Raw genomic sequence first — 16,599 nt, forward strand, 5'->3', positions numbered from 1 at the left:
TTTGTCTGTTACGATTACTATGCTGCAGCGAATTGCTTTATTAATGATCGACCGTTTTGCCACCGCTGATCCGGACATTTTCATCGTTATCAATTCCGTATTTTTTGTCGACGCGGTCATTTAGAATCGCGTTCAGGAATAAAAGAATAATAAAGACAATAACTGCTCCCTGGGAAGCCATGTAGTAATGAAACTGTACGCCTAAAAATGTAAACTGTGAAAAGAATTCAGCAAAAAAGACGATACCGAACGACACAAGAAACCCGATAAACAAGAAGATCGCAATCATTGTCGTTCTTGTTTTGAAATAGGCATCTGCTACTTTTTTTTCTACTTTCTTCACTGATAAACACCCGCCTCTGTGAGTTAGTGGTTTTCTCTTCGACTTGTCTTTATGACCCTCCTTTTTAATTGTAATCGCTTTCAAAAAATGACTTCAAAATTCATCATGCACTGCGTGCGGCTCTTCCTGTTTCTTTCCTGCAGTCCATGCACATAATGACCGGAGGCTTTTTGGAAGCCAATATGCTATTTAACACAATAACAGCTGGAATGAAAATAAAGAAAAAAGAACTCATCCACCATCCCAGAAACACTGCCATTATGACAGGAAGCGTTGACATAAAAAATACGTAGCGCCATTTCGACATGACTGCTGTGCGTTCGCTGCTGCAATGAATACAGCGTTTGTTCTGTCCTGTCTGCTTAACCATATCCAGCCCTCTCCTTTGTACATAATTATTTCAGGCCGAAAATTAGTTGGACCGTTTCCCAGAATGGCAGCGGTACTTTAGCTATTTCCATTACCATATACGTTCCTATCGCTAAAAATGGCATCAGCAGAAGTACCGGCTTTTTCATTTTCCACGCTAAAGCCAGACTTCCAAGCATAACTACCCAGAATAAAATAAGTGCAGCCATAACCTTCCCCCTTATTGAACGCGCTTTCAAAATACAGACTGTTTAGTCTGATGAAAACAATCATACTGCTACTTTCTGTTTTTCACGCAGGGTGTTTTCTGCGTTTTGTTATACTACACATTATTCCAAAAATATCACCTGCCCGCAACTCTTATTTTAAAAATTCTAAAATATTAAAAAACATCTGCTAAAAAAAGAGCGCTGCCTCTTTTGGCTCCGCTCTATTTCTATTAAGGGGCTGCGTCTTCTGTTAAAGGCAGCACGAGTATTTCCACTCTCCGGTTCTGTGCCCGTCCTTCGGCTGTATCATTACTTGCTGCCGGTTTATGCTCGCCGTATCCTTTTGCACTGAAAATGGCGGGATCAAGATCCGGATTGTTCAGCAGCAGCTGCATAAAGTGCACCGCTCTTAGTACGCTTAGATCCCAGTTTGTTTCAAAATCGGCATTGGAGATAGGCACATTATCCGTGTGTCCGCTGATAACGATATTACGGGGTGGACTTAAGACAAGCAGCTCCGAGATATCATCAGACAATGCTTCTGCTTCCTCTCTCACTTCATCTTCCCCGGAGTCAAAAAGAATATTATCTTCAATAGACAGCATCAGGCCATCATCTGAAATACTAGTATTTAATTCTTCTTCCAGACCCCTGTCCTGAATAAACTGATCAATTTTTTCCTTAATTCCCTGCAGTTCTTCCTGATCAGCAAGAGCCGCAGCTTCCTCTTCTTCATCCGTGGGTGAGCTTTCTGCTGTTTCCGTCAGTTCTATACTCTCCTCACCCGCCAGCTGTTCCATTTCCGGCACCATCTCCGGCTGGTCCATAATGCCGGTTCCTCCGTCAAACGCCGAGTTAAAAGAATTGGAAATCTGTTCGAATTTTTTTGCGTCTACAGAGCTGGAGGCAAACAGCACAATAAATAGAGCGAGCAGCAGGGTGAGAATGTCAGCATACGGAAGGAGCCAGTCCTCTCCCATATGCTCTTCGTCATGATTCTTTTTCCTTCGCTTGGACATGCTAACCCTCTCTTCCCGCCGCCGGCTCTGCGTTTTGAATATCTTCCATTACCTTTTGACGTTTCTTTGCCGGAATATACATCAGCAGCTTTTTTTCAATTACTTTCGGCGGCTGGCCTTCCAGCACCGAAAGAATACCTTCTATCATCACTTCTCTAATCTCTATTTCTTTTTTTGATTTGCGTCTCAGCTTATTGGCAAATGGGTGCCATAACACATATCCGGTAAAAATACCGAGCAGGGTAGCAACAAAAGCCGCGCTGATCGCATATCCTAACTTTTCCGTATCACTCATGTCAGCAAGGGCTGCAATTAATCCTACTACCGCTCCAAGAACACCAAGCGTTGGGGCGTATGTACCTGCCTGGGAAAATATGCTCGCCCCCACTTTATGTCGTTCTTCCATGGCTTCTACTTCTTCTGTCATTAAATCCCTGATAAAATCCGAGCTCTGCCCGTCAACTACCATACTTAGCCCGTTACGCAGAAATTCGTCTTCAATTTCATCAACTTCCGGTTCGAGCGCAAGCAGCCCTTCTCTTCTCGCCGTCTGGGCCCATTCTGAAAACTTGGGAATCAGCCCTTCTACGCTCAGAGCGCCTTTATCGCTGAAGATAATTTTAAACAAATTGGGAATATTTTTGATTTCACTTGTTGGAAATCCAATAACAATCGTAGCGATCGTTCCGACGATTATAATCATGATGGCTGCAGGGTTCAGAAGGGCTCCTAATTGGACGCCCTTCATCACCATACCGCCCAAAAGTGCTGAAAGTGCCAGTACTAATCCAATAATGGTTGTTTTATCCATGCCTTATTCATTCCTTTACTCTGACGTCTCTACCGTTAGTATCGGCAGATCCGCACTGGAAATGAAGGAAGATAGGGAATTTTTTCATTCATCCTGCCAAAAAAGCTCATCCAGGGTTTTCGACAGCACATGGCAGACAGCAAGGCACAGCTGCAGACTCGGGTTGTATTTACCTGTTTCCATCAACCCGATCGTCTGCCGGGAGACTCCTATTTTTTCTGCAAGTTCTCCCTGGGATAAATCTTTTTCCGCGCGTGCTGCTTTCATTTTTAAATTTTTCATTTATTCACCTTCCCCCGCGTATTATTCCACATTCTTTTCTCTAGAAAAAATAAATGGAATAAAAGCCAGCAGAAACATAACTGGAATATATATCATCAGGCTTCCTGCGGAAGTGAGAAAAAAATAATACACGCTCTGCGACGTTCCTTCTCCGTAAACAACGGCGCTTCTAATTCCAAAATATAGAGACACTCCGATTCCAACAGCAACAGCATAAATAAAATTTTTTGCCGTCATCGGAATCCGGCTGCTGCGGTCATGTATTTCTTTTTCTGCGCTGAAAATACCGAACTGCCAGCCTCTTATCGTATAATATATTCCTGTTCCAGCCAGAATCAGTAATTCTGCTATAGGCAGATTGGATGGCTCCGGATTTACGATTTCTTTATAAACAATCGAAAAAATGCACAGCAGCACGACCAGCACATAAAGCTCTTTATAGATTTTATTTTTGGTCTGTTCAATCCATTCGTCCTTCACTTTTTGTTTAAACCAGCGCATGATAATGCCTCCTTTTTTAAAATTATATAGTATTTCATACATAATGCAATATATATATTGCATTATGTATATAAAAAAGCACTCTCCCGGAGTGCTGAGCTGTGCTTTATTTTTTTATTCGTGGGGCTTTGGACGAACGAGCATTTCGTTAACTGCTACATGTTCAGGCTGTTCGAGAACGTACGTAATTGCATTCGCTACATCTTCAGGGTATAGAGACGGACCGACAATATACGTATCCATCATGTTCAGCAGATCCTCATCTGTTAAGTGGTCGGTTAATTCTGTTGCTACCACTCCCGGTGAAATCGTCGTTGCTTTAATATTATCTTCCGGCTGCACTTCTTTACGAAGGCCGTCCATTACGACACGTACTGCTTTTTTCGTGGCAGAATATACTACGTTGGATGTCGCTGTTTCATGGCCTTCCTCTGAAGAAATAGAGATAATGTGGCCTTCTTTCTGCTTCAGCATTGGAGGCAGCGCGGCAGCGATACCGTATAAGACACCTTTTAGGTTAACATCAATCATACTGTCCCATTCGCTGACCTTTGCTTTGCTCATATTGGAAGCAAGCGAGATGCCTGCATTATTAATCATTACATCAATGCGGCCGTAAGCCTGAACCGCTTCGTTTACAAGAGCTTCCACGTCTTCGCGCTTCGTTACATCCGTCGTTTTGTAGATGGCTGTGCCGCCTTCATGTTCGATCGTCTGCTTGAGCAGTTCCAGGCGTTCTTCCCTGCGGGCTCCCAGAACCACATAGGCTCCCTTCGCCGCAAGTTCTCTTGCCGCAGCTTCCCCGATTCCGCTGCTTGCTCCTGTAATAACAATAACTTTTCCTTCCATAGCCATATAGCGACACCCTCCCAATTTGGTAACTGTGTTCTTATTCTACCTTTAAAAGACTCTATTTTACAAATACAAGATTTAATACCCGCACCCCCTCATAGGCAAAAATAAAAGCAAGAGCATTTACGCTCTTGCTTCGGATGAGGAAACAGTGGTTTTTTCTTTTTTACTTTCGCGCTTAATATAGCGCTCCAAATGCTTTTTGTAGCTGAACATGACCCATATGTGCATTCTTGCCTGAGTGTACTGATAAACAAACCATGGCAGGGAAGGCATATAATCATGAATAGCTACGATACATTCATTTGTTCCGGGAATGTGCCTGAATTCCAGACGGCCGCGGTTGCCGTCTTTTGTCTTCGCAAAAGCTCCGCCTGTAATATAATAAAGCGCTCTGTCTTTTGTGCTCCGCTCTTCGGAGAGCGATAAAATAAGAAGCGGTGTCTTTCCAAACTTTGGATAAAGCTCACAGCTGCTCGGGTCATCGCATTTTGCCCGCAGAAACGGATTAAACAATCCGGGAAGCCATTCTACATAATGCTGGGCCACCCACTGGGCTGTTTTTCCATCCGGCATCGGCACGCGCTGCACGGAACGGACGTTGGCCTCAACTTCCGGCTTTTGCGGCTTGGGAGGATTGGACCCCTGCTTTTTTTTCTTTTCTTCCTGTTCTTCCATTTTCTGCTCTTCTTCGCGGATCGAGTTCAGCGCAGCTTCTTTAAACGTAATTTTACCATCGCTGATACCTTCGATAACCCGCTCTTTACTGACAACCATCGGGTGAACAAGACTTTCAATCAGCGGATACACCATTTCCTTTGGCGTCTGTGTTGTTAAGCTGACCCAGAGCCGGGATAGTTTCACGGTGAAAAAAGGCACATTATAAAACTTACGCTCTTTATTGAGGACCTCTGCTGTCTGCTTCATCATAATTTTGTAAGTGAGAACTTCCGGCCCTCCCACATCAATGGCTTTTCCAAAGACAGACTCATTTCCTACACTTTTATCAAGCGCATTTAATACGTCCGGAAGCGCAATTGGCTGCGTTTTTGTATTCGTCCACTTCGGGAGAATCATATAAGGCAGACGTTTGACCAGACGCTGCAGAATCGGAAAAGAAGACCCCTGCGGCCCTACGATCAGCCCCGCGCGTATCGTTGTTACGGGAATACCGTAAGCGCTCAGCACCTTTTCTACTTCAAGCCGGCTCTTTAAATGCCTGGACAGCTGCTTTGCTTCCGGCATCAGTCCGCTCAAATAAACAATCTGCTTGACCCCGTTCTTCTTGGCTGCCTGGGCGAAGTTATCCGCGAGTATAATATCCATATCTTCAAACGTACCCTGTGTAAGTTTAGCGGAAGGCATCATGGAGTGAACCAGATAAAAAGCATAATCGGCTCCTTTTAATGCTTTTTCTGCATCAGCCATGGAGAACACGTCACAGGAACGCCATTCCACATGTTCTGTATTGTCGTATTTATCACCGTTACGCGATAAGGCGATAACATCGGCATGCTCGGTGAGTTTATTCATTAAATTTCTGCCAATGTAGCCGCTTGCTCCGGTTAAAGCAATTTTTGGACGCTTTGTTTGTTGAGTCTCAACCATTACCATTCACTCCAGTATACTAAATTTTATTATGTTATTTATTAAGTACCCTTTTTTGGAGCAGAACTAACTCATGGCTGACGCTACTTCTTGGCGATGTGGACTTTCAGGTTTTTGCCTTTGATTGTGGTCTGACGGAGAGCCTCCAGAACCAGCATGCCTTTTCCGTTTAAAATATCTACATAGGAAGACTGCTCCTGAATGGAAATAATGCCAATATCCTCTGCAGACACGCCTTCAATATTGGAAATGGTACCGACAAAATCAACGGCACGGATTTTCTTTTTCTTTCCTCCATTGATATACAGCTTCAGTATATCCTGGTTCATCTGTTCCCCTTTACCGGCTTTACGTTCAGGCTTCTGCTGCAGGCTCTTCTTGAAAGCAGGCAGGGCCCGGGTAACTTTCTGTTCGGCCGGCACCGCTCTTTTTTCAATAGAAAAGCCGATATAGTCTTCAATAAACTTGATATAGCGTTCATCCCTCGGCCCTGCAATGATTATGGCCGTACCGCTTCGTCCGGCCCGGCCGGTCCGTCCGGTCCGGTGCACGTAGCTTTCCTGTTCTTTTGGCACGTCAAAGCTTATTACATGAGTAACGTTCTCTACATCGATTCCTCTTGCAGCTACATCGGTAGCTACCAAATAACGGAAAAGACCCTTTTTAAAATCGTCCATCACGTCAAAGCGGTCTTCCTGAATCATACCGCCGTGCAGCTTATCGCACGGATAGCCTTTTTGCTTAATATAGGAAAATACACGCTCCACTTCAGCCTGAGTATTGCAGAAAATTACGCATGTTTCCGGATTTTCCACCACGGCCGCTTTGTGGAGCGTTTCCAGCTTTTTCTCTGGAATGCTGTCGAGCCGGTAATGAGTGATCGACTTCGCGGATTCGGGCTCCGGGGCTACTTCCAGATAATCCGGGTCGATCATATACTTACGTCCCAGTTTTTCAATATTTGCCGGCAGCGTAGCAGAAAAGAGCATCGTCTTCCGCTGTTTTGGCACCCGGTCGATAATCGATTCCACCTGCTCCAAAAAGCCCATATGGAGCATTTCATCAGCTTCATCAATAACAAGATACTTTACTTTTTCAAGAGACAGTGTGCCTTTTTCGATGTGGTCAAGCACGCGGCCGGGGGTGCCGACTACCATATGTGATTTTTGTTTTAGTTCATTTTTTTGTTTGGCAAAAGGCTGCTTGCCGTAGAGGGCTACCGCATTAATCCGTTTAAAACGGCCGATATGAATAATATCATCTTTTACCTGCGCGGCCAGTTCACGGGTCGGGTAAGCACAAGCGCCTGCGGTTTGTTTTCCTCCCAGTCCACCAGCTCACAGAGGGGAATGCCGAATGCTGCTGTTTTCCCGCTTCCGGTCCTGGCTTTCACAATGACATCCTGCCCTTCCAAAGCTTTCGGAATCACTTTCTGCTGGACATTGGTCGGCTCCTTGTAGCCAAGCATATCAAGGGCCCGGAGGATATCCTCCTGTAGTTCATACTGCGTAAATGAATTCATTTCCAACACAATCCTTTTTATTTATAAATTTCGTTTGGTTCTATCCTGCACTTAATCATACATGGTTCTATATATAATAGGGAAAAAATCAGCAAAAAAGACAGGAGCGGCTCCTGCCTTTTTGTTCTATACAACCAGTTTAAATAGAACGCTTATTCTTCCTCCTGCTCTTCTTCTTTATCGAGCCGGAACACGTTCTGGCCGTCTTCAACTACCGTACTTCCATTTTCAAACTTTATGGTATCCGCCTGAGGTACCATCCGGTCTTTCGTTTCATATTGAATAGTGTAGGCCGGCTCTTCTCTGTCATAAAGAATAGTTACGTCGTAATTTATTTTATGCCCCTGATCGCTTTTCGTTTCGTGACTTCCCTGAATAGAAGAAAAAATAATTTCTGCCATAGTATCCACTCCTTCTGCTTTTTATTTACGTTCCCTTTGTCCGGCTTTCTGAATCCTTATTGTGCTACCTTCTCCCTATTTCTTAATAAAAAGCATTTCATATGCATATTTTATTGCCGAGCAGGGTATGAGGTGAGGATGCACCTGTTCCAAATCAACTGGAAACAAACCGGGTCAGAATTAGTTAATAGTTAAAAGGGAGTGTATGATATGGAACCAAAAGTCGATCAGAAAAAAAGCAAACTGGCGTTGATCGATTACAAAATTTTTCTTCCCGCCCTGATTGTTATTATTGCGATCAGCGTTCTTTTCGCAGCAAACGGGGACGCGGCTTTAAACGTATTAAATCCTGTATTTGATTCAATTGTTAATGTATTCAGCTGGGGATATCTCTGGTATGCCGTCATTCTGGTAGCTGCCGGCCTTTATTTATCCTTTTCCAAATACGGCCAGGTCGTTCTTGGAGATCCGGCGGAAAAGCCCAGATTTTCACTATTTGAATATGCCTCTATCCTGATTGCTATGGGAGTCGGCTCTACATTAATGAGAACCGGTATGCTCGAATGGGCCTCCGTCGCCAACGACCCGCCGGCCGGCGTAGAAGCGCAGTCTTCGGCCTCTCTTTTATGGGGGAACTCGTATGCTATGTTTATGTGGAGCTTTCAGGTGTTTGCCATCTTCGTTATGATTGCTCCGGCGATGGCCTATGTCCTGCATGTTAGAAAGCGGCCGCTGATGAGAATTTCTGAAGCATTCCGCAGTATTTTCGGTGATGCTTTTACCGATGGCCCTAAAGGAAAGTTTTTGGATATTATTTTTCTTATCAGCATTTTGGCCGGCGCGGCCGTAACGCTTGGACTCGGTGCTCCGATTGTCACGTATAACTTCGCCGAGCTGTTTAACATGGAAGTAACATTCGGCCTTACGCTTGCCGTCACTATCGTCTGGGTGTTTATGTTCTCTGTCAGCGCGTATGTCGGTATCGACAAAGGGATCAAGCGTCTGAGTACCTTTAATATGTATTTAGCAGGAGCTTTCGGTATTTTTATTTTGATCGCCGGACCCGGCGTATTCATTCTTAATTTTTTCACCGAAACGTTTGGCTTTCTCTTAAACAACTATGTAGGAATGAGCTTTATGACCGAATCGCTAGCTGATGGAGGAGCCAGCCATATTCAGACGAATACAGTGTTCTGGTTTGCCTACAGCGCAACCTGGGCTATGCTCCACAGCGTATTTGCCGCAAAAATATCAAAAGGCCGCACGGTGAAAGAAATGATATTAACGTATCTGCTCGCGCCTACCCTCTTATCATGGGTAGCCACCGGTATCCTCGGAGGACTCGGCGTGCACCGTTATATTAACGGAGACGTTAACGTGTTGGAGATCGTAAACAACGGCGAGCCGATGGCAGCAATTCCGGCCATTTTATCATCTCTGCCGCTGCCCGCACTCTCTCTTATCGTCTTTATGATTGTCGCGATGGTTTTCTTAACCACTACGCTCGACTCGACGACGTATACAATCGCAGCCTATACAAGCACAGAAGATATGAGCAAAAATGAACCATCTAAATTTCTGCGAATTGTCGTTGCCTTCATTATTACGGCGCTTGCGCTTGTTTTAATGAGAGCCGGCGGCCTGGCACCACTTGAAGTGGTAGCCGGTTTAATGGGACTGCCGATTATTATTATACAGTTTATGCTGATCTATGCAGCCATTAAAATGATGAATCAGGATGAAGCCTGGATTAACAATGTGCGGAAAAAATAGAAGCAGCAGCCTCCTTTTATGAGGGGGCTTCTTTTTTTTAAACAAATTATTTTTCGCTTATCCGCTTAACCTTTTCTATTTCCTGCCGATACTATAGGAGAAATGAAACATTTTATGGCACACTTTTATTTTTCTAAAAGCCCATCCGCTTTACTTACATAGCTTCAATTCCGATACATAATGAAAGGCAGGAATTCCATGATAAACAATATAGCTATGAACGGATTCTCCCTACCGCAGCCGGGCAATGCCGTTTCTTCCATGAAAATAGGCAGCCGCAGCAGTTTCGTCGAACAGCTTCAGCAGACGCTGACTGATCAGGGATTCAATCCGGCTTCCAACATTGACGGCATCTTCGGTTCCAAAACGCTTCAGGCAGTTCGTGACTATCAGCTCTCCAATAGTATTTCAAACCCAAACGGGAATTTCTATGGAGTGGCCGGTCCGCAGACGCTTGGTTCTTTAGGCCTTGCCGGATCTTCTGTCGTTGCTGGCGCTTCAACCACTGTACCGGCGCAGGCAGCCCAGGCCTCTACCTCATCTTCCGATGATGCGGACAGCCTGATTTCGTCAGCTAAGCGCCACATGGGAGTGCCTTATCTATGGGGAGGCACGACCAGAAAAGGCTTTGACTGCAGCGGCCTGATGCAAAGCGTCTTTGCCGAACATGGCAAGGATCTTCCCCGCACTGCCGCACAGATGTGGAAGGCGGGTACGAGCGTGGACAAACCGGAAAAAGGTGACCTCGTCTTTTTTGAAACTAGAACCGGACCGTCTCACGTTGGTATTTATGCGGGTGATAATAAATTTGTTCATGCCGGTTCATCGACTGGAGTTACCGTAACGGACATGGACAACAGCTACTGGAAATCAAGGTACCTTGGAGCGAAAGAGATGTAATAAAGTGTTTGTAAAGAACCGGCGGGAGATAATTCTGATCGGTTCTTTTTTTATGGTTTTTTCAAAGCCCGGGCCGATATGCATATTCACAAACGCCCTCTCTCTGTGTCAAAATGGTATACTGACAGAGTTTCCAAACGTAAACTACATCACCCGGGAGTGGACAGCTATGGATAAAAAAGATATTGCCGCGATTCGCCGGCAGCTCAAAGTAGACAATGATCTATTAAAGATTTCCGATATATTTAACGTATACGTCATGAAAGAAACGACAGAAATTTATCATCAGCAGAGCCAGCCGTTTCACATGCTAGACAGCGACCAGCAGGAGCTGTTTATCGCCCATTTTAAAAAGCTGCTCGGCGGCCAGATGGATGAAAAGCTGTTCGACGTGAAATTTGACCGGGAAGCAGAAAACTCCAGCCAGCTGATTCTACATAAAGCCCTTCTCAGCAGCAATGTAGAGGATTGGAAGCAGGAAATGCTTGCGATCACAAACAAGATCCTGACTGATCATCCGTATGAAAAAGATATTGTCATTTCGTTTATCCGCGCCGAATATATGAAACCAACCCGGCGGGAAAGCGGAGAAAATGAAGAAAATATCCGTGATACTGTTTATTCCAATCCTTTATTATCTGCAGTATCAATAAAACCGAAGAGCCGAAGAAAGAGATTCATTTTGAACTACATTGAAAAGGAATTCAAATACAAAATCGAAACCGATCCCATTATTGATTTAAAACATCCAATGGCCGGCTTTCTGTTTCCGGCGATTACCGACGGTGTCTCCGACGTGAATCATGTTCTCTATGCAGCCGGCAAAGCACATGAGCCGGACTATCGTTTTATTGAGGAAGTACTGAACGGCCAGGATATTATGACCGCGCAGGAAGACAAAGCCGTGTTTGAAGAGGTTATTAAAGACGTGGTAGGCGACCAGCTTAATCCATCTACCCTTGCCGCGGTATATGAAGAAATCAACCGTGTGGTCGAAGAAAATGAAGAAGATACAGCGCCTATGCTCGACTATAAAGACGTCGGCCGCGTGCTCGCCCAAAGCGGCGAACAGGTCGAAGATGAGCAGATCAAATCATCCTTCGAGCGCTTCACAAACGAGGAATCCTATGAATTAAAAGCAACCAGCGTGATTCCAAAATACAAATCCAAGTCCATTAAGATTAATACGAAAGTCGCCAACATATCCATCAGCCCGCAGGACCTGCAGTTTGTGAAACAGGTAAACTATAAAGGCAAACGCTGCATTATGATTGAAATCGAAGAAGACGCCGAAATCGAAGGCTTTAAAATGCTGCCGGAGGCGTTTGGAGAAGATGAATTGTAAATAAAAAAAGAAGAGGCCCTGGAGGCTTCTTCTTTTTGTTTGGATGAGAATATTTCATTTTTTATTAAGACGGCGTCTTTCCGCAGGCCATGCCTCAGCTAAAAGAAAAGTGCGCTCTTTTATCTTCACCGATGGCTGTTCTGCAGGAGTCCGCCGTCTTATTTATAAACGTGACTGTTTAGTGATTACATCACTTAGAACTTCTTTTAAAGAATTTCTCAGTTTGACCATATTATTCGTCATAAAAGATATCATTTTATCCCAGTCTTCTTCGTTAAAGACATTCACATCTCTTAACCAGTAAGCGATCCGGCTGCCTTTCCCATTTTCCAGCCTCTGCCAGTCAAGCTGGTTTCCGAATGAAGACTCTATTTCATCTTTACGGTCTAAAATTCTATCAAAAAGTTCTTTATTTTCTTCCTGCAGTCCACGATTTATCAATAGTTCCACCCTTGCGAAATTTCCTGTAATAACAAATGTATAGGTTACCCCTCCATAACCGCTTCCGCAGTTAAGCCAGTTATCTTTTGAAGGGTTAACGTTTTTAAATAGATCCGACTTCTCATTCATTTCCTCCAGCAGGCGTGTCCAGAAATTAATTCGTATGGTATGTCTTGTTTGTTTCTTTTCTTTATTGATTACTTCTTCTTTTTTTTATTTGCTATTTTTTCAAATATTCTTCGGCATTCACTACTGGAATAATCTGTTCCGTCTCGAGAAGAATCTGGCCGTTTAATTCATAAGGTGTAACGGTAATACATTTGATTTTAATATGGTGATCCAAAAGCCACATCGCTGTAGAAGTTACTTCTTTTCTAAAATGTGCAGCAATCATAATAATCCTTTGGTCTTCATTGTTGAGCTCTACCTCACTGAAATCCTCAATTTCAAGAAATTCACCTAATACTTCCTCTGCCAGTTCGTTCCTGCCCTGCCCGTCCAGGTATCTTTGAAAAATATCTCTAATATCGTTTTTAGTCAGACCGGAACAATAGGAGGCATATTTTAAAGACTGCCATACGACATCTTTACCACTGTCGTCCAGCTTATTTTCAATAATAACAAGATTTCCCATCTTATCGATTGCCAATAGATCGAGTCTTTCTTTTGTATCATCAAAACCACTGAATTCCTTTTGAATAATAAGTAATTGTTCTCCAAGAATATCTGTATTCTTACATACCCATTCCTGCAGGTGCTGTCGTTCCTTGAATTCTAATTCCTGAAAAGTTTTTTTGTTGATGGATACAGCCTCATTTTTTTCTCTGTCTATTAGAAACATTGAACCTCTCCTTTTTCATTTCTACAAAAAAAGAATTTCCGCCATGCTCTCTTTAAAAATAATATCGAGAAATTAATGGGTGAAAATTCTTTGCTTTACCTACTTATCTATTCTTGAAATGGACGCCACACACTCTACATGCGTGGTCTGTGGGAACATATCCACAGGCTGTACTTCCTTAACTTCATACGCTCCGCTTTCTGTTAGATACTTCAGGTCCCGGGCCAGTGTGGCCGGGTTACAGGATACGTAGACGATCCGTTCGGGGCTCGTTTCGAGCATCATGTCAAGCAGCTTGTCGTCACAGCCTTTTCTAGGCGGATCAACAACCATGACGTCCGGACGCAGACCGTTTGCCTTCGCCCACCATGGAACGACTTCTTCGGCTTCTCCTACCGCAAACGTCACGTTTTCAAATTGGTTAATACGGGCATTGCGCTTCGCATCCGTAATCGCTTCCGGTACAATGTCCACGCCGTGCACGTGCTTCGCTTTCTGGGCAAGAAACAGCGAAATGGTTCCAATGCCGCAGTACGCGTCCACTACCGTTTCATGGCCTTTCAGATCGGCATATTCAAGCGCCTTGTCATACAGAACCTTCGTCTGAACCGGGTTTACCTGATAAAACGAGCGGGCGGAAATCGCAAACGAGATATCTCCTATATGATCGTAAATGTATTCCTCTCCCCACAGCACATTCGTTTGGTCTCCAAAAATCACATTCGTGCGCTTTGGGTTGATGTTGTGGATGATGGATACAGTTTCCGGTATCTCTGTCCGGATTTTTTCAATCAGCTTTTTCTTATGGGAGAGGGTTTCGTCTTTAGTAATGAGCACGATCATCAGCTGGCCGGTCGTTTGGGCATAACGGGCCACTACATGGCGGAGCATACCGCGGTGTTTGTCTTCGTTGTAAGACGTAATTCCGAGCTCATCGGCGATATTCTTCACTGTCTGCACGGCCTGATCGTTGCTTTCCTGTTGAATAATACAGGCGTCCATATCCATAATCCGGTGGGAGCGCTGCTGGTAAAAGCCGGCTTTTAAGTGGCCGTCCGGCTTTGTTCCAATCGGCACCTGCGCTTTGTTGCGGTAATGCCAGGGTTCTTCCATACCAAGCGTTGGGTGAACAGTTACGTAAGAAAGACCGCCAAGCCGGCTTAATGCTTCCACCACCTGTTTTGCTTATACTGCTTCTGGCCGCCGTAGCTCATGTGCTGCAGCTGGCATCCGCCGCAGAGTTTATAGATCGGACAGGGAGGTTCCACCCGGTCCGGACTTTCTTGAATAATATTAAGCAGACGGCCGAAGCCGTAGCCTTTTTTCGTTTTGATCACTTTGATTTCAGCGGTTTCGCCGGGCAGGCTGTTTGGCACAAATAATGTATATCCATCCACCTTTGCGACGCCTGCGCCTTCATGGGTCAGGTCTTCTATAGTTGCCGTAATTGTCTCGTTTTTCTGTACGGGCAGCTCGTTTGTCATGTGATGCCTCCACTCATTAGTCCTATATTCTTTACAGATTGTATCATATCTTTTTTCCGTTTGGATTTGTTTGTGTTCTTTATACCCGGCCTTCTCTTTTGAAACAAGCTGCGGTAGGATAAATAGAGAGATCTTTCTACAGAAAGGACGGTACATATGAAAACAGAAAAAAAAAATGCTGGCCGGAGAGCTTTTCCTTCCCCATGATCCAGAACTCGCCGAAGAACGTATGAATGCGAAGCTGGCACTGCGGATGTATAATAACATCGGCGTGGAATACCCGGAAAAACGTCTCGAAACGATCAAGCAGATCTTCGGTTCCACCGGGGAAACAGTCCGTGTAGAATCGCAATTCCGCTGCGATTACGGTTATAACATTCATGTCGGTGAATCCTTTTACGCCAACTTTGACTGTGTCATGCTCGATGAGGCGCCGATTCGATTTGGCCGCGGCGTAATGCTGGGACCCGGTGTTCACATCTATACCGTGAACCATCCGCTTGACGGAGAGGAACGGGCCACGCTTCACGAATACGGGGTCCCTGTCACTGTAGGCGACAACGTCTGGATCGGCGGCCGTGCCATCGTTAACCCCCGGTGTTACCATTGGAGATGGTGCGTTATCGCCCGGTGCAGTAGTTGTAAAGATGTTCCCTCATACCGTTGTCGGGGCAATCCGGCGCGCGTGATTAAACAAATAAAAAAGCAGGAAGGCTGAGGCCTTTCCTGCTTTTTGCTATTTATTCTGTTCGCTTTCTTTCCACTTCGTATAGCTTGTATCCTGCTCTAGCGGGAGGTCATGGTCGACCGCGAATTTCTCTACATCGCGGTACAGCCCGGTATCCTTGTACCGGCGCAGCCGGATCGTCGACAGGTTTTTCCGCTTAATCAATGGAAGAACTTTTCCGCCCGGCGCATTCTTAAGAAAAATGCCGGTGACGTTTTTCGGGTATACCACCCGGGTAAACACCCGTTTTTTCGCCAAATACGTATAGCACGTGATCGTGTTGTTTTTTACTTTCACGTGCTGGTGAAGAAGCATCGCCAGTACTGCAAAAATGCTGATCAGCACAGCAGGGATAATAAATGCCGGGTCGGTTAGCAATACGATGGCCCAAATCGCGATTAAAAGAATAATGGGCTTTACCAGATTATAACCAGAATGATACGTCATGCCTTTTATTCACCTACTCTATTCCTACAATTTTACTTCTGCGCTCATATAATAGCACATCTCGCCACGCGCCGTTAAGCTTTCCTACCTTTTCACGGCGGCCGACTTCCCGGAAGCCGGCGTTTTCATGGATACGGATGCTTTCAACATTCTCAGGCATAATCCCGGCTTGAAGCGTCCAGTAGCCTTCGCGCTCACTTATATAAATCAGTTCTTTCATCAGGCGGGTTCCTATGCGTTTTCCCCGCCCCTCATCATGTATATAAATGCTCGTTTCCCCAACGCCTTCATACACCGGTCTGTTTGATGTAGGAGCAAGTGCCACCCAGCCAAGCACTTTTCTCGTCTCCTCTTCAACTGCTACAAGCCGGCAGACAAGATCATGTGTCGCTGACCAGATTTCCCAGGAAGGCGTTTTTTTTCAAATGTTGCCTTTCCTGTCTGAATCCCCATTTCATAAATTTCCCTTACTTCCGGCCAATGCTCCTTATGGAGCCGTTCAATTTCAATGTTCACCATGCTCAGCCCCTTACGTGTCCCATTCTTTACTCTCCTATTATAGAAGAAATACGCTTCTGCGACAAATATCGCTGTTTTTCCTGCCTGAACCATTATTGTCACAATAAATATTCATTTATAACTTATTAATAACAGGCATGGAGAATATTGTTTTAAAAAGGAAATATATGTGATAAAATTCTAAATGTAATCGCTTCCATTATCC

General features: G+C 44.7%; 18 protein-coding genes and 3 pseudogenes. 4 read left to right on the forward strand and 17 right to left on the reverse strand.

The window, feature by feature from the left end:
- Positions 1–40: 40 nt before the first annotated feature.
- The 11 genes and pseudogenes from MMY81_RS26120 to MMY81_RS26170 form a co-directional block, all read right to left on the reverse strand.
- On the reverse strand, positions 41–343 hold the full coding sequence (locus MMY81_RS26120) for a DUF4212 domain-containing protein (RefSeq protein WP_252315100.1): 303 nt from the start codon (positions 341–343) through the stop codon (positions 41–43).
- A gap of 103 nt (positions 344–446) precedes the next feature.
- Complete coding sequence (locus MMY81_RS26125) at positions 447–713, reverse strand: hypothetical protein (protein WP_252315101.1); 267 nt, start codon at positions 711–713, stop codon at positions 447–449.
- 25 nt (positions 714–738) lie between these two features.
- Positions 739–921, reverse strand: a complete 183-nt coding sequence (locus MMY81_RS26130; RefSeq protein ID WP_120193735.1) for a hypothetical protein — start codon at positions 919–921, stop codon at positions 739–741.
- 230 nt (positions 922–1,151) lie between these two features.
- On the reverse strand, positions 1,152–1,940 hold the full coding sequence (motB, locus tag MMY81_RS26135; RefSeq protein WP_252315102.1) for a flagellar motor protein MotB: 789 nt from the start codon (positions 1,938–1,940) through the stop codon (positions 1,152–1,154).
- A 1-nt stretch (position 1,941) separates the two neighbouring features.
- Entirely contained in the window at positions 1,942–2,751 is an 810-nt protein-coding gene (motA, locus tag MMY81_RS26140) for a flagellar motor stator protein MotA (RefSeq protein WP_252315103.1), read from the reverse strand.
- A gap of 84 nt (positions 2,752–2,835) precedes the next feature.
- Entirely contained in the window at positions 2,836–3,033 is a 198-nt protein-coding gene (locus MMY81_RS26145; protein ID WP_252315104.1) for a helix-turn-helix transcriptional regulator, read from the reverse strand.
- Between the two features lie 21 nt (positions 3,034–3,054).
- Positions 3,055–3,534 carry a DUF6773 family protein gene (locus MMY81_RS26150; RefSeq protein WP_252315105.1) on the reverse strand — a complete coding sequence of 160 codons (480 nt, stop codon included), beginning with the start codon at positions 3,532–3,534 and terminating at the stop codon, positions 3,055–3,057.
- A gap of 114 nt (positions 3,535–3,648) precedes the next feature.
- Positions 3,649–4,389, reverse strand: a complete 741-nt coding sequence (locus MMY81_RS26155; protein WP_308215489.1) for an SDR family oxidoreductase — start codon at positions 4,387–4,389, stop codon at positions 3,649–3,651.
- Between the two features lie 120 nt (positions 4,390–4,509).
- Complete coding sequence (locus tag MMY81_RS26160) at positions 4,510–5,994, reverse strand: NAD(P)H-binding protein (protein WP_252315106.1); 1,485 nt, start codon at positions 5,992–5,994, stop codon at positions 4,510–4,512.
- Between the two features lie 83 nt (positions 5,995–6,077).
- Positions 6,078–7,522 (reverse strand): annotated as a pseudogene (locus MMY81_RS26165) (DEAD/DEAH box helicase).
- Between the two features lie 146 nt (positions 7,523–7,668).
- Positions 7,669–7,917, reverse strand: a complete 249-nt coding sequence (locus MMY81_RS26170) for a hypothetical protein (RefSeq protein ID WP_252315107.1) — start codon at positions 7,915–7,917, stop codon at positions 7,669–7,671.
- A 210-nt stretch (positions 7,918–8,127) separates the two neighbouring features.
- On the opposite strand from MMY81_RS26170, the gene MMY81_RS26175 reads away from it, so the two are divergent.
- The 3 genes from MMY81_RS26175 to MMY81_RS26185 all read left to right on the forward strand — a co-directional run bounded on the left by MMY81_RS26175 (position 8,128) and on the right by MMY81_RS26185 (position 11,935).
- On the forward strand, positions 8,128–9,690 hold the full coding sequence (locus MMY81_RS26175; RefSeq protein ID WP_252315108.1) for a BCCT family transporter: 1,563 nt from the start codon (positions 8,128–8,130) through the stop codon (positions 9,688–9,690).
- Between the two features lie 198 nt (positions 9,691–9,888).
- Positions 9,889–10,590 carry a C40 family peptidase gene (locus MMY81_RS26180; protein WP_252315109.1) on the forward strand — a complete coding sequence of 234 codons (702 nt, stop codon included), beginning with the start codon at positions 9,889–9,891 and terminating at the stop codon, positions 10,588–10,590.
- A 169-nt stretch (positions 10,591–10,759) separates the two neighbouring features.
- On the forward strand, positions 10,760–11,935 hold the full coding sequence (locus MMY81_RS26185; RefSeq protein ID WP_252315110.1) for a DUF4317 family protein: 1,176 nt from the start codon (positions 10,760–10,762) through the stop codon (positions 11,933–11,935).
- A gap of 162 nt (positions 11,936–12,097) precedes the next feature.
- On the opposite strand, the gene MMY81_RS26190 is transcribed toward MMY81_RS26185, so the two are convergent.
- The 3 genes and pseudogenes from MMY81_RS26190 to rlmD form a co-directional block, all read right to left on the reverse strand.
- Complete coding sequence (locus MMY81_RS26190) at positions 12,098–12,574, reverse strand: DUF4268 domain-containing protein (RefSeq protein WP_308215494.1); 477 nt, start codon at positions 12,572–12,574, stop codon at positions 12,098–12,100.
- Positions 12,575–12,596: 22 nt separating this feature from the next.
- A complete protein-coding gene (locus MMY81_RS26195; RefSeq protein WP_252315112.1) occupies positions 12,597–13,217 on the reverse strand; it encodes a hypothetical protein in 621 nt (206 codons plus the stop codon).
- Between the two features lie 99 nt (positions 13,218–13,316).
- A pseudogene (gene rlmD, locus MMY81_RS26200) lies at positions 13,317–14,701 on the reverse strand (23S rRNA (uracil(1939)-C(5))-methyltransferase RlmD).
- 175 nt (positions 14,702–14,876) lie between these two features.
- Between rlmD and MMY81_RS26205 the strand changes: the two are divergent.
- Positions 14,877–15,419, forward strand: a pseudogene (locus tag MMY81_RS26205) (sugar O-acetyltransferase).
- 18 nt (positions 15,420–15,437) lie between these two features.
- Here the strand turns inward: MMY81_RS26205 and MMY81_RS26210 are convergent.
- From MMY81_RS26210 to MMY81_RS34580, 3 genes are read right to left on the reverse strand one after another with little or no spacing between them, the layout of a single operon-like run.
- Complete coding sequence (locus MMY81_RS26210) at positions 15,438–15,875, reverse strand: hypothetical protein (RefSeq protein ID WP_252315113.1); 438 nt, start codon at positions 15,873–15,875, stop codon at positions 15,438–15,440.
- A 13-nt stretch (positions 15,876–15,888) separates the two neighbouring features.
- Entirely contained in the window at positions 15,889–16,212 is a 324-nt protein-coding gene (locus MMY81_RS34575) for a GNAT family N-acetyltransferase (RefSeq protein WP_308215490.1), read from the reverse strand.
- 23 nt (positions 16,213–16,235) lie between these two features.
- On the reverse strand, positions 16,236–16,394 hold the full coding sequence (locus tag MMY81_RS34580) for a hypothetical protein (RefSeq protein ID WP_308215491.1): 159 nt from the start codon (positions 16,392–16,394) through the stop codon (positions 16,236–16,238).
- Between the last annotated feature and the right edge of the window lie 205 nt (positions 16,395–16,599).

The sequence above is a fragment of the Sinobaca sp. H24 genome (assembly GCF_023845525.1).

Excerpts from the sequence above, each read along its gene's own strand:
- MMY81_RS26145 (WP_252315104.1), bottom strand. The coding sequence starts at position 3,033 with ATGAAAAATTTAAAAATGAAAGCAGCACGCGCGGAAAAAGATTTATCC.
- MMY81_RS26130 (WP_120193735.1), bottom strand. The coding sequence starts at position 921 with ATGGCTGCACTTATTTTATTCTGGGTAGTTATGCTTGGAAGTCTGGCT.
- MMY81_RS26195 (WP_252315112.1), bottom strand. The coding sequence starts at position 13,217 with ATGTTTCTAATAGACAGAGAAAAAAATGAGGCTGTATCCATCAACAAA.
- MMY81_RS26185 (WP_252315110.1), top strand. The coding sequence starts at position 10,760 with ATGGATAAAAAAGATATTGCCGCGATTCGCCGGCAGCTCAAAGTAGAC.
- motB (WP_252315102.1), bottom strand. The coding sequence starts at position 1,940 with ATGTCCAAGCGAAGGAAAAAGAATCATGACGAAGAGCATATGGGAGAG.
- MMY81_RS26150 (WP_252315105.1), bottom strand. The coding sequence starts at position 3,534 with ATGCGCTGGTTTAAACAAAAAGTGAAGGACGAATGGATTGAACAGACC.
- MMY81_RS26125 (WP_252315101.1), bottom strand. The coding sequence starts at position 713 with ATGGTTAAGCAGACAGGACAGAACAAACGCTGTATTCATTGCAGCAGC.
- motA (WP_252315103.1), bottom strand. The coding sequence starts at position 2,751 with ATGGATAAAACAACCATTATTGGATTAGTACTGGCACTTTCAGCACTT.
- MMY81_RS26160 (WP_252315106.1), bottom strand. The coding sequence starts at position 5,994 with ATGGTTGAGACTCAACAAACAAAGCGTCCAAAAATTGCTTTAACCGGA.
- MMY81_RS26170 (WP_252315107.1), bottom strand. The coding sequence starts at position 7,917 with ATGGCAGAAATTATTTTTTCTTCTATTCAGGGAAGTCACGAAACGAAA.
- MMY81_RS26175 (WP_252315108.1), top strand. The coding sequence starts at position 8,128 with ATGGAACCAAAAGTCGATCAGAAAAAAAGCAAACTGGCGTTGATCGAT.
- MMY81_RS26210 (WP_252315113.1), bottom strand. The coding sequence starts at position 15,875 with ATGACGTATCATTCTGGTTATAATCTGGTAAAGCCCATTATTCTTTTA.
- MMY81_RS26155 (WP_308215489.1), bottom strand. The coding sequence starts at position 4,389 with ATGGCTATGGAAGGAAAAGTTATTGTTATTACAGGAGCAAGCAGCGGA.
- MMY81_RS26180 (WP_252315109.1), top strand. The coding sequence starts at position 9,889 with ATGATAAACAATATAGCTATGAACGGATTCTCCCTACCGCAGCCGGGC.
- MMY81_RS34580 (WP_308215491.1), bottom strand. The coding sequence starts at position 16,394 with ATGGTGAACATTGAAATTGAACGGCTCCATAAGGAGCATTGGCCGGAA.